Source organism: Saccharopolyspora ipomoeae, from assembly GCF_029952525.1.
Classification (GTDB): domain Bacteria; phylum Actinomycetota; class Actinomycetes; order Mycobacteriales; family Pseudonocardiaceae; genus Saccharopolyspora; species Saccharopolyspora ipomoeae.
Genome location: NZ_JASAOF010000007.1, coordinates 15,759 through 37,523 on the forward strand (window position 1 = coordinate 15,759; position 21,765 = coordinate 37,523).

The following is a 21,765-nucleotide window of genomic DNA, read 5'->3' on the forward strand; positions in this document are numbered from 1 at the left end:
CGCTCCGCCCGAGCTCAGCGGTGCTGGGCACGCGCCGAGGCGTAGAGGCAGACGGCCGCGGCGGTGGCCAGGTTGAGGCTCTCCGCCTGACCGTACAGCGGCACCCGCAGCGTGGTGTCCAGCTGGGCCTTGACCTCGTCGGACAGCCCGTGCGCCTCGCTGCCGAACACCCACGCGGTGGGTTCGGCGAGCTCGCCCGCCCGGTCGGCGGTGTCCAGGTCGCCGGTGGCGTAGCCGTCGGCGCCGACGAGCCGCAGCCCGGCCTCCCGGCACGCCGTCAGCACGGCGGTGACGTCGCGGTCCCGGGCCACCGGCAGGTGGAACAGGCTTCCGGTGGAGGCCCGCACCGCCTTGCCGTTGTAGGCGTCGACGGTGTCCCCGGCGAACAGCACCGCACCGGCCCCGGCGGCGTCGGACACGCGCACCACGGTTCCGGCGTTGCCCGGGTCGGCGATGCCGACCAGCACCGCGACCAGCGCGGGACGCCGCGCCAGGGCGGTCGCCGGGTCGGTGCGGGGCAGGTCGCAGACGGCGACCACGCCCTGCGGGGTGACCGTCTCCGACAGCGACGCGGCGGCCTTGTCGGTGACCTCGTGCACCGGCACCCCCGCCAGCACCGCGCGCTCGGCGAGCTCGGCGTGCCGCGGCTGCTCGGTGACGAACAGCTCGCGCACCCGCAACCGGTCGTCGGCGTGCGCGGTCAGCGCCTCGCCCACGGCCTGGGCGCCCTCGGCGAGGAAGGCGCCGGCCTTCTCGCGGCCCGCGCGGCGGGTGAGCTTACGAGCGACCGCGACCCGGGACGACCGCTCGGTGAGCGGGGTCCCGGGTCGCGGATCGGAAGTGCTTTCGGCGATCAGGCCGCACTCTCCGGCAGGTTCTTGCGCGCCACGTCGACCAGCGCCTCGAAGGCCTGCGGGTCGTTGACGGCGAGTTCCGCCAGGATCTTGCGGTCGACCTCGACCTCGGCGGCCTTCAGGCCCTGCACGAACTTGTTGTAGCTGAGGCCGTGCTGCCGGGTCGCGGCGTTGATGCGGGTGATCCACAGCTTCCGGAACTCGCCCTTGCGGGCGCGGCGGTCCCGGTAGGAGTAGGTCATCGAGTGGAGCATCTGCTCCTTGGCCTTGCGGTACAGGCGCGAGCGCTGACCGCGGTAACCGCGGGCCGACTCGAGAACTGTGCGGCGCTTCTTCTGGGCGTTGACCGCTCGCTTGACGCGTGCCACGGGGTCCGTCCTGTTATCTCATCGGGGGCGGTGGGGTGCCGCCCGGTTCGGGTGGCTGGATGGTGCGATGCCGAGCTGCTCCCTCGCGGGCGCAGCGGGGAAGTCGGCGTCAGCGACCCAGCAGCTTGTTGATGCGCTTGACGTCGGCCTTGGCGACGGCCTCGGTGCCCTCGAGGCGACGGGTGACGCGGCTGGACTTCTTCTCCAGGATGTGCCGGCGACCGGCCTGCTCGCGCCGCAGCTTGCCCGAACCGGTCACCTTGAAGCGCTTCGAGGTGCCCTTGTGGGTCTTGTTCTTCGGCATCTTCCGTCCTCGTTTCGTACTGGAGCCGGGAGGGGGCGCGGCCAGCGTCCCGACCCGGCCTCACATCACGAGCCCTGGCTCAGCGCTTACGCGTTGGCCTTGGGCTTGGTCTTGTTGGTCTTGTGCGGCGCCAGAACCATGATCATGTTCCGACCGTCCTGCTTCGGGTTCGCCTCGATGAACCCGAGTTCGGACACGTCATCGGCCAGTCGCTGCAACAGGCGGAAGCCCAACTCGGGCCGCGACTGCTCGCGACCGCGGAACATGATCGTCACCTTGACCTTGTGACCCTGACCGAGGAAGCGGGACACGTGGCCCTTCTTCGTCTCGTAGTCGTGCGGGTCGATCTTCGGCCGGAGCTTCTGCTCCTTGATGACGGTCTGCTGCTGGTTGCGACGCGATTCGCGAGCCTTCTGCGCGCTCTCGTACTTGAACTTGCCGTAGTCCATGAGCTTGCAGACCGGCGGGCGCGCCTGCGGGGCGACCTCGACAAGGTCCAGATCCGCTTCCTGGGCCAGGCGCAGGGCGTCCTCGATGCGGACGATCCCGACCTGCTCACCGTTGGGTCCGACCAGGCGGACTTCCGGAACCCGGATGCGGTCGTTGATGCGCGTCTCGGAGCTGATGGGGCCTCCTCGGTTCGATGGCTGTGTACTGCACACCACGGCGTGTAGAGCTCACCCCGGAATGCAAAGGTCCCGTCGGCGTTCCGCATTGCGCGGACACCGCGGGACCCTGACTCCAAACCGATCGAACCGGTATCAGCGATACCGTTCGCACCACCGACACCCCACGGGCGTCGACAGGACCGGAACCCGGCGGCCTCGGCGGCTGCTCGGGTGGGAGCGGGGCTCCACTTTGCCGCCCCCGCCGCAGCGGGGGCTGGTCGTGCGTGTCAGGGTAGCAGGCGTGAGCGAACCGCAGCCAACCACTCCCCCGAACGCCACGACCGGTGCCGGTGAGCCGGCACACGACGCGGATGTCGAGCTCAACGTACGCGACCTCTCGGATGTTCCCAGCGTCGAGGTGCTCAGCCGCGCTGCGGTGATGCTGATGTCCGCGGCGGCGGAGAAGCTCGGGCTCGCCGACGACGACCCCGACGCCGCCCCGCAGCTCGACCTCGACGAGGCGCGCCGTCTGATCACCGGGCTGGCCGGGCTGATCACGGCTTCGGTGGAGTACCTCGGGCCGCACGCGGGCCCGCTGCGCGACGGTCTGCAGTCCCTGCAGCGCGCCTTCCGCGAGGCCTCGACCCACCCCGACGCGCCGGGCCAGGGCCCGGGCGAGAAGTACACGGGCCCCGTCCACTGATCTACTGGCGGCTGCCCAGCTCCCGGGAGATCTCCGCCGCGGTCCGGCGGAGATCCGGGAGCCAGCCGAGCAGGTCCTCCCACGAGAGCAGGACCTTCGGCACCGAGATCGACATCGCCGCCACCACGTCGCCCCGGTGGTTGCGGACCGGCGCGGCGATGCAGTGGGTGAACTCCTCGTGCTCGCTGCGGTCGGTCGCGTAACCCCGGGTGCGGACCCGTTCGAGCTCCTCCAGGTAGCGATCCGGTGAGTCGATCGTGCCCCGCGTGAGCTTCGGGTAGCCGATGCGCCGCACCAGCCTCTCCCGCTCCTGCTGCCCCAGCTCCGCGACCAGCGCCTTGCCGACCGCCGTGCAGTGCAGCGGGGCCCGGCGACCGATCCGCGAGTACATCCGGACCGGGTGGATGCTGTCGACCTTGTCGATGTAGACGACCTGGTCCTCGTCGAGCATCGCCAGGTGGATCGTGTGCCCGGTGCGCTCCCCCAGCCCGGCCAGGAACGGGCGGGCCACCTCGCGCACGTCGAGGTCGTCGAGCGCCTGGTGGGCCAGGGCGAACACGGCGCTGCCGAGCCGGTACCGGTGCGCGTCCTCGCGGCGGACGAAGCGGCCGGATTCCAGCGTGCGCAGCAGGCGCATCGCGGTGGTCTTGTGCACGCCGAGCCGCTGCGCCAGTCCGTCGAGCGTCTGCGGACCCTCGGCCAGCGCGGTGAGCGCGGCCAGTCCGCGTTCCAGGCTCTGACTCACCGGCGTCTCCGATCATCGTTGACTCGACGAAGCGGGCAATGCTACACACCGATGTCGTTCGTCGCGCAACAGTCGTTGCACAACACGCAATAGGAGGCCGGGCGTGCCCGAGGGGATCAACACCGGAGCGGTCCGCGCGCTGCGCGACGAGACCATCGACTGGCGGTTCAAGGGCATGCCCGCCCAGGCGTTCGGCACGACTGCGGGCGAGTTCCTGGCTCAGCGACCGCGGTTGTTCGAGGCCGGTTTCGTCGGACCGCTGCTGACCTTCGACGACGCCGCGATGGAGCACAACCTCCGCACGATGGCCGCGTGGTGCGACGAGCACGGCCTGCGGATCGCGCCGCACGGCAAGACCACGATGGCTCCCCGCCTGTTCGAGCGGCAGCTGGAGCACGGGGCGTGGGGCATCACCGCCGCCAACGTCAGCCAGCTGCGGGTGTACCGGGCGTTCGGGGTGCAGCGGGTGCTGTTCGCCAACGAGCTGGTCGATCCGCACGGCCTGGCCTGGCTGTCCGACGAGCTCGACGCCGATCCGGACTTCTCGTTCTGCTGCTACGTCGACTCGCCGCGCGGGGTCGAGCTGATGGGGGCGGCGCTCGCCGAGCACGACGGGCGGCGGCCGGTGGACGTGCTGGTCGAGTTCGGCGTGCCGGGCGGGCGGACCGGTGCGCGCACCGCCGAGCAGGCGCGCGAGGTGGCCGCGGCGGTGGCGGCCGAGCCGCGGCTGCGGCTGGTCGGGCTGTCGGGTTACGAGGGCGAGGTGGCGCACGACATCGCGGAGTCCTCGCTGTCGGCCATCGACGACTACCTGGGCGAATTCCGCGCGCTGGTGGCCGAGTTCGCCGAGGCGGGCCACTTCGACGGGGTGGACGAGGTGATCGTCAGCGCGGGCGGCAGCGCCTACTTCGACCAGGTCGCCGAGGCGCTGACCCGGCCGTGGCCGGTGGGGCTGCCGGTGGTGCCGGTGCTGCGCAGCGGCGGGTACCTGCTGCACGACGACGGCTTCTACCGGGTCCGCTCACCGTTCGGCCGCGAGCACCGGCTGGCGGGCTCGGAGGCGCCGTTCCGCCCGGCGATGCGCATCTGGGCCCAGGTCGTGTCGCGGCCGGAGCCGGACCTGGCGCTGCTGACGATGGGCCGCCGCGACGTCTCGTTCGACCAGGGCCTGCCGGAACCCCAGGCGATCCGCGGCGAGGACGGCGAGATCCGGGACCTGGCGGCCGATTCGTGCCACGTCACCGGTCTGGCCGACCAGCACGCGTTCCTCAAGCTCACCGGGGCCGAGGTCGAGGTAGGCGACTGGATCGCCTTCGGCCTCTCGCACCCCTGCACGGTCCTGGACAAGTGGACCCTGATCCCGGTGGTCGACGGCGACGAGGTCACCGACCTGATCCGGACGTACTTCTGAGGGGTGGGGGAAGTTTTCATGAAAACTTCCCCCACCGAGGTCAGTCGAGGACGGCGAGGGCGTCGATCTCGCAGAGGAGGCCGGCCGGGAGGCCGACGTAGACGGTGGTGCGGGCCGGGAAGGGCTCGCCGACGACGCGGGCGTAGACCTCGTTCATCTCGGCGAACTGCGCGGTGTCGGTGAGGTAGACGCGCAGCATCAGCACGTCCTCCAGCGAGCCGCCCTCGGCCTCGATGATGGCGATGACGTTGCGCAGGCACTGCTCGGTCTGCTCGGCGACACCGCCCTCGACGACCTTCCCGGTCGCCGGGTCGACCGCGGTCTGGCCGGAGACCTGCAGGATGTTGCCCTTGCGCACGCCCTGCGACAGCGGGATGTTCGCCGGGGGCTTCGGTGCGGCGTCGGTGCTCACCACGGTCCTGCTCATGTCGGTGTCCTTCCGGGATTTTCGGCGTCGTGGAGCGGGAATTCGGTCGAAACCGATCTCCATTGCTTTCCCCGGGAATGGTACTTACCATTCGACCACCCGGTGCAGACCAATTGCCCGGCGTGTGACCGGAGGAACAGATCCACTGTGGACATCGTCTATCGCGGCGCGCAGGTGGTCGACGGCGACGGCGGTCCCGGATTCCTCGCCGACGTCGGCGTCGCCGACGGGCGCATCGCCGAGATCGCCGACGCGGGAACGCTGAGCGGACGTCGCCGCGTCGATGCCGACGGGCTCGTGCTGGCCCCCGGTTTCGTGGACATGCACGCGCATTCGGACCTGCAGCTGCTGGCGGAACCGGACCACACCGCGAAGGTCTCCCAGGGCGTGACGCTGGAGGTCATCGGCCAGGACGGGCTGTCCTACGCCCCCGTCGACGACGCCACCCTGGAGACGCTGCGCGCCCAGCTGGCCGGGTGGAACGACGATCCGCCGGGTTTCGACTGGAACTGGCGCAGCGTCGCCGAGTACCTCGACCGGCTCGACACCGGCATCGCCACCAACGCCGCCTACCTCGTGCCGCAGGGCACGCTGCGGTTGCTGTGCGCGGGCTACGAGGACCGTCCGGTGACCGACGACGAGCTGAACCGGATGCGCGAGGTCCTGGACGACTCGCTCGCCCAGGGCGCGTTCGGGATGTCCTCGGGCCTGACCTACACGCCCGGGATGTACGCCGACACCGCGGAGCTGACGGCGTTGTGCGAGGTCGTGGCCGCGCGCGGCGGCTACTACAGCCCGCACCACCGCAGCTACGGCGCCGGGGCGCTGGCGGCCTACGAGGAGATGATCGAGGTCAGCCGAGCATCCGGGTGCGCGCTGCACCTGGCGCACGCGACGATGAACTTCGGCGTCAACGCCGGGCGGGCCGGTGAGCTGCTGGCGATGCTGGACGCGGCGCTCGACGACGGGTGCGACATCACCCTCGACACCTACCCGTACCTGCCGGGCAGCACCTCGCTGCACGCGCTGCTGCCGAGCTGGGCGATGGCCGGTGGCGTGACCGCGACGGTGGACCGGTTGCGGGATCCCGCGCAGCGGCGGCGGATTCGCGAGGTGCTGGAGGTCGAGGGCTCCGACGGTTGCCACGGCGTCCCGGTCGACTGGAGCACCATCGAGATCAACGGCGTCCGCGAACCGGGCAACGCGCACCTGGTCGGCCGCAGCGTGGCCGATTCAGCGCTGGCCGCGGGCGCGCAGCCGACCGAGTTCTACTTCGACGTGCTGGTCGACGAGCGGCTGGGCGCGTCGTGCCTGATGCACGTGGGGCACGAGGACAACGTGCGGGCGATCATGCGCCACCGCACCCACACGGCGGGCAGCGACGGGCTGCTGGTCGGCGCGCGCCCGCACCCGCGCGCGTGGGGCACGTTCCCCCGCTACCTGGGCCACTACGTGCGGGAACTCGGCGTGCTCGGGCTGGAGGAGTGCGTGCGGAACATGACCTCGCGGCCGGCCGATCGGCTCGGGCTCACCGATCGCGGCAGGGTCCGGACGGGCCACGTGGCCGACCTGGTGCTGTTCGACCCCGAGACCGTGCGCGACACCGCCACCTTCGACGAACCCCGGCAGCAGGCCGTCGGCATCCCGCACGTGCTGGTCAACGGCGTGCCGGTGATCGATGACGGGCATCGGACCGACGCTCTCCCCGGACGCGCGCTGCGCGAGAACCGCTAGGAGTCCCCGTGTTCCTCGACTGGCTGCAGCACTCGACGTCCGGACTGCTCACGTTGTGCGCGGCCGGGATCGCGGTGCTGCTGGTGATGATCATCCGGTTCCGCATCGAGCCGTTCATCGCGCTGCTGGTCAGCGGCCTGCTGATCGCGCTGGCCACCGGGTTGCCGGTGGAGGACATCGTGGGCACCGCGCAGAAGAGCAGCGATTCGCTGCTCGAAGGCGGTTTCGCGAGCATCCTCGGGCACATTACCGCGATCATCGGGCTCGGCACCATCCTCGGCTCGATGCTGGAGGCCTCGGGCGGCGCGCAGCTGCTGACCCGCAAGCTGCTCGCGGCGTTCGGCGAGAACCGGGCGCCGCTGGCGATGGGGCTGTCGGGGTTGATCTTCGGGATCCCGGTGTTCTTCGACATCGGCATCTTCGTGCTGGCACCGCTGGTGTACGTGGTGGCGCGGCAGGGCAAGCGCTCGATCCTGCTGTACTGCCTGCCGCTGGTGGCCGGGTTGTCGATGACGCACGCGTTCCTGCCGCCGCACCCCGGTCCGGTGGTGGCCGCGGGCCTGCTCGGCGTGGACCTCGGCTGGATCATCCTGATGGGACTGGTCTGCGGGCTGCCCGCGTTCGCGGTGGCGGGCCTGCTGTACCCGGTGTGGATCGGCAAGCGGATCGACCTGCCGGTGCCCGCCGACATGCTGGCGACCGCCGACGAGCTCGCCGCCAAGCGCGAGGGCCGGCGCGATCCGTCGCTGGGCGTGGTCGCGCTGATCATCGGGTTGCCGATGGTGCTGATCCTCGGGGCGACGTTCGGCAGCATCACGCTGCCGGAGGGCAGCGGCCCGCTGTCGGTGCTGACGTTCCTGGGCAACCCGACGGTGGCGCTGACGCTCGCGGTGCTGCTGTCGTTCTGGCTGCTGGGAACCCGGCGCGGGATGACCGGCCGGGACCTGTCCGAGCTGACCGCCGGGGCGCTGCGCCCGCTGGGGATGCTGCTGCTGGTCGTCGGCGCGGGCGGCTTCTTCGGCAAGGTGCTGGCCGAGACCGGCGTCGGCGACGCCCTGGCCGGGTCGCTGCGGGGCATCGGGCTGCCGATGATCGTCTCGGCGTACGTGATCAGCAGCGGTCTGCGGATCGCGCAGGGCTCGGCGACGGTGGCGATCGTGACCACGGGCGGCATCGTCGCCCCGCTGGTCGCCTCGGCCGGTCTGTCGCAGCCGCAGCTGGCGCTGATCGCCGTGGCCATCGCCGCCGGGTCGATCATCGCGTCGCACGTCAACGACGGCGGCTTCTGGATCATCTCCCGCTACTTCGGCATCCCGGTCTCCGACATGCTCAAGACCTGGACGGTCCTGGAAACCCTCCTCTCCCTCATCGCCTTCGCAACGGCCGCCGCGCTCTCCCCCCTGCTCCCCTGACCGTCGAGAACCGCAACATTCGTGCGACGAATGTTGCGGTTCTCGACCGGGGTGGTCGGAGCGTCAGGTCTGCGACCGTGCGGTCGGGTGGCGATTTCGCGCAAATCTCCTGCGGGGTGAACTTTTTCGGGGTTAGGGCCTTCGGGGGTGGGCGGGTTAGGCCGTTTTGGTCTAGTCCACATGGTGGGGCTGCGACAGACTTCGCTTCTGCTCTGTCGTCTAGCTGGGAGAACGTCGTGGCTGGTTCGTTTTCGCGTCGTGGGTTCTTGAGCGCGGTCGGGGCCCTGGGGGTCGCCGGGGCGACCGTCGGGTGCGCGTCGGCCGCCGGTCGGTCGGGCTCGGGAGCGGGGGCAGGACTGCCGAGCAGCGCCGCGGCGCACGCGCACGAAGGTCTGATGACCTTCATCGGCAGCTACACCAGCTCGCAGCCCGCGGGGCGGGGCGTGGAGATCGCGATGCGGGACATGAACGGCGTCCTCGCGCCGTCCGGGACCCTCGACGGCGTCGCCGACGCGTCGTTCTTCGCCTGGTCACCGGACCACGCGTTCCTCTACGTCACCAACGAGCAACCGCAGGGCTCGATCACCGCGATCGACGTCAGCACGCACGAACCGCGGATCATCAACACCGCGCCCAGCGGCGGCAACGCGCCCACCCACCTGTCGGTGCACCCCTCCGGCGAGTACGTGCTCACCGCGCACTACGGCGACGGGACGGTGGCGGTCCACCGCCGCAACCCGGACGGCGGCATCGGCGAGAACACCGCCCTGGTCCAGCACCCCGGCGCCGAACCGCACGCCCACCAGGTCCTGGTCGACCCCAGCGGCAAGTGGGTCGTGACCGTCGACCTCGGGGCGGACTCGGTCTTCGTCCACGCCTTCGACGCGGGCGAGCTCACCCAGCACCAGCAGCTCGCGCTGCCCGCCGGAACCGGCCCGCGACACCTGGTGTTCAAGGGCACCACCGCCTACCTGCTGGCCGAGCTGAACTCGACGATCACCGTCCTCGGCTGGGACCCGGAGGCCGGCAACCTCACCGCCGGTCAGGTCATCAGCAGCCGCGCGCCCGAGGCCGCCGGGGAGAACTTCCCCGCCGAGATCGCGATCACCCGCGACGGACGGTTCGTCTACGCCACCAACCGGGGCGACGACACCGTCGCAGTCTTCTCCGTCGACAACGGGGCCCTGACGTTCCAGTCGGCCACGCCCACCGGCGGGAACTGGCCGCGGCACTGCGCGCTGGACCCCGAGGAGACCTCGCTGTTCGTGGCCAACCAGCGCGCGGGCACCATCACCCGCCTCGCCCGCGACGCCGAGACCGGCGCGCTCACTCCCACTCCGGACAGCTACGCCTGCCCGTCGGTCGCGGCCATCACCTTCCACGGCTGACCCCCAGCACCCGCTCCAGCAGACACGGAGACCAGTCATGCGCGCAGGAAGAGCCGTCATCGCCGTCGCCGTCGCCGCGCTGCTCACGGCCTGCGGACCACCGCAGGTCCAGCAGTCGGGGCCGGACGTCGACGAGCGGACGGGACCGCTGCGCGTGTGGCTGTTCGACGAGGCCAACCGCGGCCCCAAGCAGGCCGCCGTGGACGACGCGGTGACCCGCTTCGAGCGCGAGCACCCGGGCGTGGACGTCGACGTGCAGTACATCGCGGTGGAGACCCGCTCCGAGCGCTTCACCGGCGCCTTCAACGATCCCGCCAGCGCGCCCGATGTCGCCGAGGTCGGCAACACCGACCTCGCGGGCTACGTCGCGGCCGGCGGGCTGGCCGACCTGACCGAGAAGCTGCCCCAGTGGCCCGAATCCGCCGACCTCTCCCCCTCCGCGCTGGACACGGCGCGCGTGGAGGGCAAGGTCTTCGGCGTGCCCTGGTACACCGGCGTGCGGGCGCTGTACTACCGCACCGACGTGTTCGCCGAGCTCGGCCTGCAGCCGCCGCGCACCACCGGCGAGCTGCTGGCGACCGCGCAGCGGATCCGCGAGCAGCGCCCCGACCTCTACGGCATCGCCACCGGCGGCAAGTACCACTACGCGCTGATGCCGTTCATCTGGGCCGCGGGCGGCGACCTCGCTCGCCAGGAGGGGCAGCGCTGGGTGTCGACCATCGACAGCCCCGAGGCGCAGCGCGGCATCGCCGACTACGCCAGGCTGATCACCAGCGGGGCGTGCCCGCCCGAGCAGTGCGCCGACATGACCGGCAGCCAGAGCGTGCAGGCCTTCGCCTCCGGCAAAGCCGCGATGACCATCGGCGGCGACTTCAACCGCAAGGCCGTCGACGCCGGAGTCGCCGGGAAGTACGGCGTGGTCCCGCTGCCCGGCGCCCGACCCGGTTCCACCGCACCGGCTTTCGCGGGCGGCAACCTGCTGTCGGTGCTGAAGTCCTCGCAGCGCGCGACGCTGGCGCGCGAGTTCGTCCAGCTGCTGGCGGGCAAGGAGCACCAGCGCAAGATGTACGCGGCGATGGGCAACCTGCCCACGTTCCTCGACGTGCAGAGCGAGGTCGCCGACCGCGATCCGGCCGCCGCCCCGTTCGTGATGACGCTGCGCGGCGGGACGCACTTCGTGCCCGCCACCGAGGCCTGGTCGACGATCGACGCGCAGGGCGTGCTGCCGACGATGGTGCAGCGGATCATCGGCGGCGCACCGGTTCCCGAGGCGGCCGGGCAGGCAGCGGCGAGCATGAACGCCGCCTTCGAAGGCCGATGATGGCGCTGCTCTACCTCGCACCGGCGGCGCTGCTGCTCATCGCCATGATGGGCTACCCGCTGTACCAGCTGGTGCAGATCTCGCTCTACGAGTACGGCCAGGCGCAGGCCTCCGGCGGCGCGCCGCTGGAGTTCCTCGGCGCGGGCAACTACCTGGAGCTGCTGGGAGACGAGCGGTTCTGGGTGGTGCTGCTGCAGACCTGCGCGTTCGCCGCGGTCTGCGTGCTGGGCAGCCTGGCCGCGGGGATCGGCCTCGCCGTGCTGGCGACGCGGATCGCGCCGCTGCCGCGAATCCTGCTGTTCCTCGCGGCGATCGGCGCCTGGGCGACCCCGGCGGTGGCCGGGTCGACGGTGTGGCTGTTCCTGTTCGACCAGGACTTCGGCCTGGTCAACGAGGTGCTGACCGGCATCGGCATCAGCGCCGCCGAGGGGATGTCCTGGACCTACGACAAGTACCTCGCCTTCGGCCTGGTGGCCGCCGAGGTGATCTGGTGCTCGTTCCCGTTCGTGCTGGTCACCACCTACGCGGGCCTGACCGGCATCCCCGGCGAGATCGTCGAGGCCGCCGCGCTGGACGGGGCCTCGACCTGGCGGACCGCGCGCAGCGTGCTGCTGCCGATGCTGCGACCGGTGCTGCTCATCGCCACCGTGCAATCGATCATCTGGGACTTCAAGGTGTTCACGCAGATCTACGTGATGACCAACGGCGGCGGGGTCGCCGGGCAGAACATGGTGCTCAACGTCTACGCCTACCAGGAGGCCTTCGCCGCCTCGAACTACGGCACGGGATCGGCGATCGGCGTGGTGATGACCGCGCTGCTGCTGGTGATCACGCTGGGGTACCTGCGCGCGCAGCGGCGGAACGGGACCGAGGTCCTGGCATGACGCGCGCCCGGTTCGCCGCCAACGCCACCGCGGTCGTGCTCGCCGCGATCATCGCGTTCCCGCTGTACTGGATGGTGCTCTCGGCGTTCAAGCCCGAAGCCGAGCTGCTCTCCAGCGATCCCCGGCCGTGGACGACCGCGCCGACGCTGGAGAGCTTCCGCCGGGTGTTCACAGTGGACGGTCTGGGCGGCTACTTCCTCAACAGCGCGCTCGTCGCCGGTGCGGTGGTGCTGCTGTCGCTGCTGATGTCGTTCCTGGCGGCGGTGGCGCTGACCCGGTTCCGGATCAGGGGCCGGGCGGTGCTGCTGGTGATGCTGCTGGTGGCGCAGATGGTCCCGGTCGAGGCGCTGACGATCCCGCTGTTCTTCCTGATGCGCCAAGTGGGTTCGGCCGCACCGGCTTTCGGCCTCAACCACCTGGGGTCGCTGGTGCTGGTGCACCTCGCGTTCAGCCTGCCGCTGGCGATCTGGATGCTGCGCGGGTTCGTCGCCGCCGTCCCGGTCGAGCTGGAGGAGGCCGCCACGCTCGACGGCGCGAGCCGCACCCGGTTCGTGTGGCAGGTCCTCTTCCCGCTGGTCGCACCGGGACTCGTTGCTACCAGCGTGCTTTCGTTCATCCACGCGTGGAACGACTTCCTGTTCGCGAAAACCTTCATCATCTCCGCGACCGAGAACCAGACCCTGCCGATGGCGATCCTGGTATTCTTCAGCCCGCAGGGCAACGACTGGGGCGCGATCATGGCAGGCTCCGCACTGATGACCATTCCGGTTCTGATCTTCTTCGTGCTCGTCCAGAGGAAGCTGGTGTCGGGGCTGTCCGGCGCGGTGAAGGGATGAGCTTCCACTCGCTGCTGCCGCGACCGCGGCGGGTCGAGTACGCGGCGGGCCGGCTGCTGCTCGACATCCGCACCAGCGTGGGCGGCGAGCCGAGCGTGGCTCGCTGGTTCCGCAGGCACGTCGGTGCTGCGACGGGACTTCCGCTGCCGCTGGCGGCCAAGCCGACCATCGCGTTCCGCATCGACCCCGACCTCAGCGGGCACCGCATCGAGATCGGGCCCGAGCAGGCGTTGGTGACCGCGCAGCACACCGCCGCCGCGCACCACGCGGCCCAAACGCTGCGGCAGCTGCTGCCGCCGGACGTGTTCCGCCGCGCCCCCGTCCGCGACGAGCCGCTGTCCCTGCCGTGCGGGGTGATCGAGGACCACCCGCGGTTCGGCTGGCGCGGCTGCCACCTCGACGTGGCGCGGCACTTCGTCCCCAAGCGGGACGTGCTGCGGTTCATCGACCTGCTGGCCATGCACAAGCTCAACGTGCTGCACCTGCACCTCACCGACGACCAGGGCTGGCGCGTCGAGGTCCCGCAGCACCCCGAGCTGACCCGGATCGGATCGTGGCGCGAGCGTTCCATGATCGGCCGCGGGGAGGTCCCCGAGCACGACCGGCAGCCGCACGGCGGCTACTACACCACCGAGGACCTGCTGGAGATCGTCTCCTACGCCGGCGAGCACCACGTCACCGTCGTGCCGGAGATCGACGTGCCGGGCCACAGCCAGGCCGCCATCGCCTCCTACCCCGAGCTGGGCAGCGGCGACCCCGTCGCGGTGTGGGACTCGTGGGGCGTCAGCGACCGGATCCTGGTGCCGCGCAGGACGACCGTGGACTTCTTCCGCGACGTCCTCGACCACGTGATGGCGATCTTCCCGTCCCCGGTGATCTGCCTCGGCGGCGACGAGGTCCCCGGCGCCACCCCCGCGCACGGCGCGCTGCTGCGGCGGCTCATCGAGCACGTGCACGCCCGCGGCAGGCGCACGTCGGCCTGGAACGACGCGATGCAGATGGTGGCGCTGCCGCAGGACACCATCGTGATGGCCTGGGACGACGCGGAAGCGGTCACCCGCGCCGCCGAGGCGGGCAACGACGTGCTGCTGTGCCCGGAGACGCACTTCTACCTCGACCACCGGCAATCCGAGCACCCCGACGAACCGGTCCCGGTCGGCTTCCTCAACACGCTGGAGAACGTCTACGACTACACCCCGCCGACCGAGCGGGTTCTGGGCCTGCAGGCGCAGTTGTGGACCGAGCACCTCAACTCCACCGCCCGCATCGACTACGCGGCGTTCCCCCGGCTGTGCGCCTTCGCCGAGCTCGCCTGGAGCCGCGAGCGCGACCCGGCGGAGTTCCACCACCGCCTCGCCCACCACCACCTGCCCCGCCTCGACGCCTTCGGCGTCGACTACCGGCCCCTCGACGGCCCGTACCCGTGGCAGCTCCGCCCCGGAATCCCCGGCAGACCCCGCTGACCCACTTCGCGCATTTCCTCCCGCTCCCAGGGTGATCCCGGTACCGTCTTCCGGACAAGATCGGCCCAGGGGGTGGCGGAGATGTCGGAAGTGTCGGCGGAACACGGGATTTCACCCGAACGGCTGCAGGCCGACCTCCAGCAGCGCTGGCTGCGCCACCGCAGGCTCGAACCCGTTCCCGACCAGCCCGTCGTCCACCTGCTGCGCGACGGCGACTCCGACCAGCTGCTCAGCTCGCTGGAGAACCACCTCGGCAGCAACGTCCCGCACGCGCGGCTCGACGTCGGCGAGGAACCGCCCAGCGTTGAACGGCGGCGCTCGGTGCAGATCCGCGATCTGCTGGACTCCGCCGCCGGATCGCTGCGCGAGCACGACTCGTGGCCGCGCGTGGGACGACTGCGGTTCCCGCGCTACACGATGCTCAGCTGGCTCCTGCAGCAGAACGACCAGCGACCCGAGCTGACCCACCGCCCGGGCAGCAACATCCGGGACCGGCTGCACGACTACCTGATCGAACGGGGACGCCGAAGGCGCAAGAACGAGGCCGACGGCGAATCGCGTTCCGCTGCCTGGAACTCCGCGGCCGAGCAGCTCCCGTGGTACCTGTTCGTGCTGTCGCTCCTGCTGTTCCCGCTGTACTACGGCCTGTGGGTGCGGTTCGGGCGGGTGCCGCGCTGGTTCATGCGCCAGCACTACCTCGCGCCCCGCGAGTCCGCGGACTTCCCCGCGTTCGCGCAGCGGCTGATCTCCACGCCCTCGCAGTGGGAGAACGCCCAGGAGGTCCGCAAGCTCCTGGTGCACGCGTTCCTCGCCGACCTCTCCGACACCTACACGCGCCGCGTGTGGCGGTGGCGGTGGGTGCCGCGCGACAGCTACCCGGTGCTGCTGCTCGCGGACCTGGAGCCGGGCACGATCGGCGAGGCTCTCGTGGGACTGCTCAACGACGTGCGCAACGAGACCGGTGCCACCGATCCGCTGCTGGTCATCGGCTCGGGTGCCGAGCCGTTGCGGGGCGAGGAGACCTCGCAGGGCTCGGCCGGGCTGGACGGGTGGCAGAAGTCGCTGCAGGACGCACGCCGACGCCGCTCCCCCACCGCCTGGTACGTGCCGCTGCGGGTGGGCAGCGCACCGGACGAGCCCGGCTTCGGCCGCGCCCTGCCGCTGCTCAAGCGCTCCCGCCTGCTGCGCCGGTTACCGGCGTTGGGGCTGATCGTGCTGCTGCTGGGCACGACCGGCGGGTACTTCGTGCACCGCGAGCAGCACTGCGGGCTGTGGACGCCGTGGGCGAACCCGGATCTGTCGACCACGGCGCTGTGGGAGTCCACCGGCGAGTGCATCGGGATCTCCGACGGCGGCTACCAGTTCTCCCGCGACATGGCCGACGCCGCCGAGCTCGTGCAGCTGCAGAAGATCATCGCCGAGCAGAACCGGCTCGCCGAGCAGAACCACGTGCAGTACCCCGACCGCCCGTACGCCACGATCGTCTACTTCGGCACGCTGACCACGGCCGACGCCGACTCCACCACGCTGGCCGGCACCGTCGAGGAGCTCAAGGGGCTGATCAACGCCCAGCGCGACGCCCGGATCGCGCAGCTCCCGCTGCGCATCCTGCTGGCCAACGGCGGCGCGGCGATGCGGCGCGGCGCGGAGGTGGCGGAGCGGATCGCCGCGCTGGCCGAGCGCGAGACCGAAGCGCCGGTCGTGGGCGTGGTCGGGATGGGCGGCAGCTGGCGCGGGACCGACGCGGCGATCAAGCGGCTGGAGCGGGCGACGCTGCCGATGGTGGGCATCACGACCTCCGCCGACCACCTGCCCGGGCTGAGCAAGCTCTACCACCAGATCGCGCCCTCGAACGCCCAGGAGGCCCGCGTCGTGGGTTCCTACGTGCGGGCGATGCGACCGGCCCCGCCCACCGGGGTCACGGTCTACTACGACCAGAACGATCCCTACAGCAACAACCTGGCCGAGGACGTGCACCGCGAGCTTGCTCCGAGCACGCCCCGGCTCCGGATGGACCCGCGCGGCAACCCCACCGCGTTCTGGCAGGAGATCCCGTGCGGGCAGGACGAACTGGCGTTCTTCAGCGGGCGCGCCGACCAGCTGGGCGCGTTCCTGAGCGCGGTGCAGCGCCGCTGCGGTGATCTGCCGAACTACCCGCGGTTGCTGGCCAGCGACGACACCACCAAGTTCGTGCTGGACCACGAGATGCGCGAGCGCCGCAACGTGGTGCTCGACTACGTCTCGTTCAACGGCGTGCCCGCCTGGGACAGCGGGCTCGACGGTCGTTCGCTGCTCGCCCGCGACTCGATCGCCGTGCTGCAGCAGGCGATCCTCAACGTCAAGGCCACCCCCAACGGCGTGCCGCTGAACGGGGCGACGGTGTGGAGCGGCATCAACCAGATCTACGGCCTGACGCCGGTCCACGGCACCAGCGGCGACATCGACTACGGATCGGCGTCCGGGCAGATCCCGGTGGACAAGGCGATCTTCATCCTGCGCGTCCACGGCGGGACCCAGCAGACCGAGCGAATCCTGACCTGCGGCAAGCCGTTCGTCGAAGCAGGACCGTGCCCGGGCTGAGGAACGACCGCGGGGCCGGGATTCGGTCGAATCCCGGCCCCGCGCGCTCGTTCGCCCGTCAGGCGTCGGCGGTGACCTTCTCCTTCGGGTCCCAGCACTCGATCCCGGTGAGCTCCGGGAGGCGGTCGCGGGTGAAGACCGGGTCGAGGCCCTGGCGCCGCTGGTCGTTGTAGTCGCGCAGCAGCTTGAGGGCGACCGCGCTCAGCGGGGCGATGGCCGCGAGGTTGACCAGCGCCATCACGCCCATCGTGGTGTCCGCGAGGTTCCAGATCAGGTCCGAGGAACCGATCGCGCCCAGGAACACCACGACCAGCACGATCCACTTGTAGCCGGTCCGCATCGCCGGGTTGCGGGTCAGGAAGCCCACGTTGGACTCGCCGTAGTAATAGTTGCCCAGCACCGAGGTGAAGGCGACCAGCAGGATGATCAGCGTCATCAGGTGCAGCGACCAGTTGCCCAGGTTGGCCTGCAGCGCTTCCTGGGTCATCGAGGCGCCGCGGTCTTCGTCACCGTAGGTGGGGTTGGACAGCAGCACGATGAACGCGGTCGTCGAGCACACCAGCAGGGTGTCGACGTAGACGCCGAGGGTCTGCACCAGGCCCTGCTTGACCGGGTGGCTGACCGAGGCCGTGGCACCGGCGTTCGGCGCCGAACCCAGACCGGCCTCGTTGGAGAACATGCCGCGCCGGACGCCCTGCACGATCGCCGCACCGAGGCCGCCGCCCGCGATCGCCTCGAAACCGAAGGCGTGCGAGAAGATCTGGCCGATGATGCCGGGCAGCTCGCCGATGTTGAGCACCACGATGACCAGGCCGAGCAGCATGTACAGGCCCGCCATGAACGGCACCAGCAGCTCGGCGACGTGCGCGATCCGGCGCACCCCGCCGAAGATGATCAGCGCGGTCAGCGCGACCAGCGCCACGCCCAGCACCGGCGCCAGCCAGCCGTCGCCGTTGACCCCGGTGGCCTCGGCGGAGGTGACGATCGCGTCGACGATCGTGTTGGCCTGCACGGCGGTGAACACGAATCCGAACGTCACGGTGATGACCACGGCGAACAGCACGCCCATCCAGCGCGCCCGCAGACCGTGCAGCATGTAGTAGGCCGGGCCGCCGCGGAAACCGGACTTGTCCCGCACCTTGTACAGCTGCGCCAGGGTGGACTCGACGAAGCTCGCCGCACCCACGACCAGGCCCATCGTCCACATCCAGAACACCGCGCCCGGGCCGCCGAGGGCGATGGCGGTGGCCACACCGGCGATGTTGCCGGTGCCGATGCGGGCGGCGGCGGAGATCGCGAACGCCTGGAACGACGAGATCGCCTTCCCGCCGTCCTCGGCGACCTCGGCCTTGCCGACCATCGCGCGGACCATCTCCGGGATCATCCGGACCTGCACGGCTTTCGACCGCACCGTGAAGTACAGGCTCAGCACCGCGAGCACGGGAATGATCAGGTACAGCCAGAACGTGTCGTTCAACGCGACGATCGCGTCGTTGAGCGCTTCCACCGGCACTCCCTTTCCGCATGTGGCGCGGGGTCTCTCGCGTCGGCGGGCACCGTTGGGTGCGACGCCCGGCGACTTTCACCGCGTACGTACTCAGCGCGGGCCGCCAGAGGTGGTGGCGGCCCGCGCATCGGCGGAAAGGCTACAAACGGGTTGAGAACGACCGGCCAGGGGGTGCCGGAATGGCATTCAGACCATCGTCCCGGTTCGGGCCGTTGCTCCGTTTCGACCCAGAATTTCCCATCTGCCCGGGGTTTCCGATCAACCCGGCGGGTCTGGTCAGCCCAGCGCGTCCGGTCAGCCCGGCACGTCCGGTCAGCCCAGCGCTTCGGCGAGGAAGCGGCCGGTGTGGCTCTCCTCGACCTCGGCGATGTCCTCCGGCATCCCCTCCGCGAGCAGCAGTCCCCCGCCGTTGCCGCCTTCCGGTCCCATGTCCAGGATCCAGTCGGCGGTCTTGATGACGTCGAGGTTGTGCTCGATGACGATCACCGTGTTGCCCTTGTCGACCAGGCCGTTGATCACGCCGAGCAACTTGCGGATGTCCTCGAAGTGCAGGCCGGTGGTCGGCTCGTCGAGGATGTAGACGGTCTTGCCGGTGGAGCGCTTCTGCAGCTCGCTGGCGAGCTTCACGCGCTGCGCCTCACCGCCGGACAGCGTCGGGGCGGGCTGGCCGAGCCGCACGTAGCCGAGGCCGACGTCCACCAGGGTCCGGAGGTGCCGGTGGATCGCGTTGATCGGCTCGAAGAACTCCGCGGCCTCCTCGATCGGCATGTCGAGGACCTCGGCGATCGTCTTGCCCTTGTAGTGCACCTCCAGGGTCTCCCGGTTGTACCGGGCGCCCTTGCACACCTCGCAGGGGACGTAGACGTCGGGCAGGAAGTTCATCTCGATCTTCAGCGTGCCGTCACCTGCGCACGCCTCGCACCGGCCGCCCTTGATGTTGAACGAGAACCGGCCCGGCTGGTAGCCGCGCACCTTGGCCTCGGTGGTGGCCGCGAACAGCTTGCGGATGTGGTCGAACACGCCGGTGTAGGTGGCCGGGTTGGACCGCGGCGTGCGGCCGATCGGCGACTGGTCGACCTGCACCAGCTTGTCGACGTGCTCCAGGCCCTTGACCCGCGTGTGACGTCCGGGCACCTGCCGCGCGCCGTTGAGCTTGTTCGCCAGCACCGACGCGAGGATGTCGTTGACCAGCGTCGACTTGCCCGAACCGGACACGCCGGTGACCGCGGTGAGCAGGCCCAGCGGGAACGACACGTCGATCTTGCGGAGGTTGTGCTCGCGGGCGCCGACCACGGTCAGCTGCCGCTTGCGGTCCGGGACCCGGCGCTCGGTGGGCACCGGGATCTCCTTGCGCCGCGCCAGGTAGGCGCCGGTCAGCGACTCCTTGTTCTTCAGCAGCGCCTTGTACGGACCGCTGTGCACCACCTGACCGCCGTGCTCACCGGCGCCGGGACCGATGTCGACGACCCAGTCGGCGGCGCGCACGGTGTCCTCGTCGTGCTCGACGACGATCAGCGTGTTGCCCAGGTCCCGCAGCCGGCTCAGCGTCTCCAGCAGCCGGTGGTTGTCGCGCTGGTGCAGCCCGATCGAGGGCTCGTCGAGCACGTAGAGCACGCCGACCAGGCCGGATCCGATCTGCGTGGCCAACCGGATGCGCTGCGCCTCACCGCCGGAGAGCGTGCCGGCAGCGCGGTCCAGCGACAGGTAGTCGAGGCCGACGTCGAGCAGGAAGCCCAGCCGGGCCTGGATCTCCTTGAGCACCGCACCGGCGATCATCTGCTCGCGCGGGCCCAGGACCAGGGCGTTGAGGAAGTCGGCGCACTCCTGCACGCTCAGCGCGCTGACCTCGGCGATGGACAGCTCGTCGTGCTCGTTCTCCATCGTCACGGCGAGGATCTCGGGCTTGAGCCGGGTGCCGTCGCAGGCCGGGCACGGCACGTCGCGCATGTAGCCCTCGTACTTCTCGCGCGCGTAGTCCGACTCGGTCTGCTCCAGGCGCCGCTCCAGGAACGGGATGACGCCCTCGTAGCTGGCGTAGTAGGAGCGGGTGCGGCCGTAGCGGTTGCGGTAGCGCACGTGCACCTGGTCGTCGGTGCCGTGCAGCACCGCCTTCTTGACCTTGGTGGGCAGCTGCCGCCACGGCGTGTCCATCCGGAAGCCGATGGCCTCCGACAGCGAGGTCAGCAGCCGGGTGAAGTACTCGGCGGTGTGGCCACCGGCCCAGGGCGCGATGGCGCCGTCGCCCAGCGACAGGTCCTCGTCGGGCACGACCAGCTCGGGGTCGACCTCCTTGCGGATGCCCAGTCCCGCGCACTCCGGGCAGGCGCCGTAGGGCGAGTTGAACGAGAACGACCGGGGTTCGAGCTCGTCGACGCCCAGCGGGTGCCCGTTCGGGCAGGCCAGGTTCTCGGAGAACTTGCGCTCGCGGCCCGGGTCGGACTCCTCCAGCTCGATGAACTCGACAAGCACCAGCCCGTCGGCCAGCCGCAGGGCGGTCTCCACCGAGTCGGTGAGCCGCTGCTTGGCGCCGGACTTGACGGTGAGCCGGTCCACGACCACCGCGATGTCGTGCTTCTCCTGCTTCTTGAGCTTGGGCGGGTCGTCGAGCGAGTGCACGACGCCGTCGACGCGGGCGCGCGCGTAGCCCGAGGAGCGCAGCTGCTCGAAGAGGTCGACGTACTCGCCCTTGCGGCCGCGCACCACCGGCGCCAGGACCTGGAACTTGGCCCGCTCGGGCATCTCCAGCACCTGGTCGACGATCTGCTGCGGGGTCTGCTTGCTGATCGCCTCGCCGCAGGTCGGGCAGTGCGGCTTGCCCGCGCGGGCGTAGAGCAGGCGCAGGTAGTCGTAGACCTCGGTGATGGTGCCGACCGTGGACCGCGGGTTGCGGCTGGTGGACTTCTGGTCGATCGACACCGCCGGGGACAGGCCCTCGATGAAGTCCACGTCGGGCTTGTCCATCTGCCCGAGGAACTGCCGGGCGTAGGCGGACAGCGACTCGACGTAGCGGCGCTGCCCCTCCGCGAAGATGGTGTCGAAGGCCAGGCTCGACTTGCCCGAGCCGGAGAGCCCGGTGAACACGATCAGGCTGTCGCGGGGCAGGTCGATGTCGATCCCGCGCAGGTTGTGCTCACGGGCGCCGCGAACGACGAGGCGGTCAGCCACGGTGATCCCTTCGAAAAAGTTCTGGTGTTGCGCGAACGCGCCGGCTGCGAGCGGT

18 protein-coding genes are annotated in these 21,765 nt (G+C 70.6%); 10 read left to right on the forward strand and 8 right to left on the reverse strand.

The window, feature by feature from the left end:
* Positions 1 to 14: 14 nt before the first annotated feature.
* The 4 genes from QFW96_RS13535 to infC all read right to left on the reverse strand — a co-directional run bounded on the left by QFW96_RS13535 (position 15) and on the right by infC (position 2,188).
* A complete protein-coding gene (locus tag QFW96_RS13535) occupies positions 15 to 854 on the reverse strand; it encodes a TrmH family RNA methyltransferase (RefSeq protein ID WP_281456167.1) in 840 nt (279 codons plus the stop codon).
* On the reverse strand, positions 854 to 1,222 hold the full coding sequence (gene rplT / locus QFW96_RS13540; protein WP_093415812.1) for a 50S ribosomal protein L20: 369 nt from the start codon (positions 1,220 to 1,222) through the stop codon (positions 854 to 856). The genes QFW96_RS13535 and rplT overlap by 1 nt, the downstream gene beginning before the upstream one ends.
* Before the next feature lie 109 nt (positions 1,223 to 1,331).
* Positions 1,332 to 1,526, reverse strand: a complete 195-nt coding sequence (gene rpmI, locus QFW96_RS13545) for a 50S ribosomal protein L35 (protein ID WP_093415814.1) — start codon at positions 1,524 to 1,526, stop codon at positions 1,332 to 1,334.
* A gap of 86 nt (positions 1,527 to 1,612) precedes the next feature.
* Positions 1,613 to 2,188 carry a translation initiation factor IF-3 gene (gene infC / locus QFW96_RS13550; protein ID WP_281455975.1) on the reverse strand — a complete coding sequence of 192 codons (576 nt, stop codon included), beginning with the start codon at positions 2,186 to 2,188 and terminating at the stop codon, positions 1,613 to 1,615.
* Positions 2,189 to 2,552: 364 nt separating this feature from the next.
* Here infC and QFW96_RS13555 point away from each other — a divergent pair, with 364 nt between their 5' ends.
* The gene (locus QFW96_RS13555; protein ID WP_281456168.1) at positions 2,553 to 2,837 is read left to right on the forward strand and encodes a DUF1844 domain-containing protein; all 285 of its coding nucleotides are present in this window, start codon (positions 2,553 to 2,555) and stop codon (positions 2,835 to 2,837) included.
* Position 2,838: 1 nt separating this feature from the next.
* Here the strand turns inward: QFW96_RS13555 and QFW96_RS13560 are convergent, their stop codons facing one another.
* Positions 2,839 to 3,582 carry an IclR family transcriptional regulator gene (locus QFW96_RS13560; RefSeq protein ID WP_281455976.1) on the reverse strand — a complete coding sequence of 248 codons (744 nt, stop codon included), beginning with the start codon at positions 3,580 to 3,582 and terminating at the stop codon, positions 2,839 to 2,841.
* A 175-nt stretch (positions 3,583 to 3,757) separates the two neighbouring features.
* Between QFW96_RS13560 and QFW96_RS13565 the strand changes: the two genes are divergently transcribed.
* On the forward strand, positions 3,758 to 4,993 hold the full coding sequence (locus QFW96_RS13565; RefSeq protein WP_281456169.1) for an amino acid deaminase: 1,236 nt from the start codon (positions 3,758 to 3,760) through the stop codon (positions 4,991 to 4,993).
* A gap of 40 nt (positions 4,994 to 5,033) precedes the next feature.
* Here the strand turns inward: QFW96_RS13565 and QFW96_RS13570 are convergent, their stop codons facing one another.
* Entirely contained in the window at positions 5,034 to 5,420 is a 387-nt protein-coding gene (locus QFW96_RS13570) for a RidA family protein (RefSeq protein ID WP_281455977.1), read from the reverse strand.
* A gap of 147 nt (positions 5,421 to 5,567) precedes the next feature.
* On the opposite strand from QFW96_RS13570, the gene QFW96_RS13575 reads away from it, so the two are divergent.
* From QFW96_RS13575 to QFW96_RS13610, 8 genes are all read left to right on the forward strand, one after another.
* Positions 5,568 to 7,154, forward strand: coding sequence for an N-acyl-D-amino-acid deacylase family protein (locus tag QFW96_RS13575; protein ID WP_281455978.1), 1,587 nt, complete (start codon positions 5,568 to 5,570; stop codon positions 7,152 to 7,154).
* Positions 7,155 to 7,162: 8 nt separating this feature from the next.
* Positions 7,163 to 8,566, forward strand: a complete 1,404-nt coding sequence (locus QFW96_RS13580; RefSeq protein ID WP_281455979.1) for a GntP family permease — start codon at positions 7,163 to 7,165, stop codon at positions 8,564 to 8,566.
* Between the two features lie 236 nt (positions 8,567 to 8,802).
* Positions 8,803 to 9,954, forward strand: coding sequence for a lactonase family protein (locus QFW96_RS13585; RefSeq protein ID WP_281455980.1), 1,152 nt, complete (start codon positions 8,803 to 8,805; stop codon positions 9,952 to 9,954).
* A 37-nt stretch (positions 9,955 to 9,991) separates the two neighbouring features.
* The gene (locus QFW96_RS13590) at positions 9,992 to 11,275 is read left to right on the forward strand and encodes an extracellular solute-binding protein (RefSeq protein ID WP_281455981.1); all 1,284 of its coding nucleotides are present in this window, start codon (positions 9,992 to 9,994) and stop codon (positions 11,273 to 11,275) included.
* On the forward strand, positions 11,272 to 12,159 hold the full coding sequence (locus QFW96_RS13595; protein WP_425524756.1) for a carbohydrate ABC transporter permease: 888 nt from the start codon (positions 11,272 to 11,274) through the stop codon (positions 12,157 to 12,159). Before QFW96_RS13590 ends, QFW96_RS13595 begins: the two co-directional genes overlap by 4 nt.
* The gene (locus tag QFW96_RS13600; RefSeq protein WP_281455983.1) at positions 12,156 to 12,995 is read left to right on the forward strand and encodes a carbohydrate ABC transporter permease; all 840 of its coding nucleotides are present in this window, start codon (positions 12,156 to 12,158) and stop codon (positions 12,993 to 12,995) included. Before QFW96_RS13595 ends, QFW96_RS13600 begins: the two co-directional genes overlap by 4 nt.
* Positions 12,992 to 14,458: a beta-N-acetylhexosaminidase gene (locus tag QFW96_RS13605; protein ID WP_281455984.1), complete on the forward strand. Its 1,467-nt coding sequence runs from the start codon at positions 12,992 to 12,994 to the stop codon at positions 14,456 to 14,458. The genes QFW96_RS13600 and QFW96_RS13605 overlap by 4 nt, the downstream gene beginning before the upstream one ends.
* 81 nt (positions 14,459 to 14,539) lie before the next feature.
* Positions 14,540 to 17,038 (forward strand): hypothetical protein, encoded by a 2,499-nt coding sequence (locus tag QFW96_RS13610; protein ID WP_281455985.1) that lies wholly within the window; start codon positions 14,540 to 14,542, stop codon positions 17,036 to 17,038.
* Positions 17,039 to 17,096: 58 nt separating this feature from the next.
* Here the strand turns inward: QFW96_RS13610 and QFW96_RS13615 are convergent, their stop codons facing one another.
* Complete coding sequence (locus QFW96_RS13615; protein WP_281455986.1) at positions 17,097 to 18,545, reverse strand: alanine/glycine:cation symporter family protein; 1,449 nt, start codon at positions 18,543 to 18,545, stop codon at positions 17,097 to 17,099.
* A 312-nt stretch (positions 18,546 to 18,857) separates the two neighbouring features.
* Positions 18,858 to 21,710, reverse strand: coding sequence for an excinuclease ABC subunit UvrA (gene uvrA / locus QFW96_RS13620; protein ID WP_281455987.1), 2,853 nt, complete (start codon positions 21,708 to 21,710; stop codon positions 18,858 to 18,860).
* Between the last annotated feature and the right edge of the window lie 55 nt (positions 21,711 to 21,765).

Coding starts and splice junctions, on each gene's coding strand:
- rpmI (WP_093415814.1), bottom strand. CDS start 1,526: ATGCCGAAGAACAAGACCCACAAGGGCACCTCGAAGCGCTTCAAGGTG.
- QFW96_RS13570 (WP_281455977.1), bottom strand. CDS start 5,420: ATGAGCAGGACCGTGGTGAGCACCGACGCCGCACCGAAGCCCCCGGCG.
- QFW96_RS13565 (WP_281456169.1), top strand. CDS start 3,758: ATGCCCGCCCAGGCGTTCGGCACGACTGCGGGCGAGTTCCTGGCTCAG.
- QFW96_RS13595 (WP_425524756.1), top strand. CDS start 11,272: ATGATGGCGCTGCTCTACCTCGCACCGGCGGCGCTGCTGCTCATCGCC.
- QFW96_RS13600 (WP_281455983.1), top strand. CDS start 12,156: ATGACGCGCGCCCGGTTCGCCGCCAACGCCACCGCGGTCGTGCTCGCC.
- QFW96_RS13590 (WP_281455981.1), top strand. CDS start 9,992: ATGCGCGCAGGAAGAGCCGTCATCGCCGTCGCCGTCGCCGCGCTGCTC.
- QFW96_RS13610 (WP_281455985.1), top strand. CDS start 14,540: ATGTCGGAAGTGTCGGCGGAACACGGGATTTCACCCGAACGGCTGCAG.
- QFW96_RS13605 (WP_281455984.1), top strand. CDS start 12,992: ATGAGCTTCCACTCGCTGCTGCCGCGACCGCGGCGGGTCGAGTACGCG.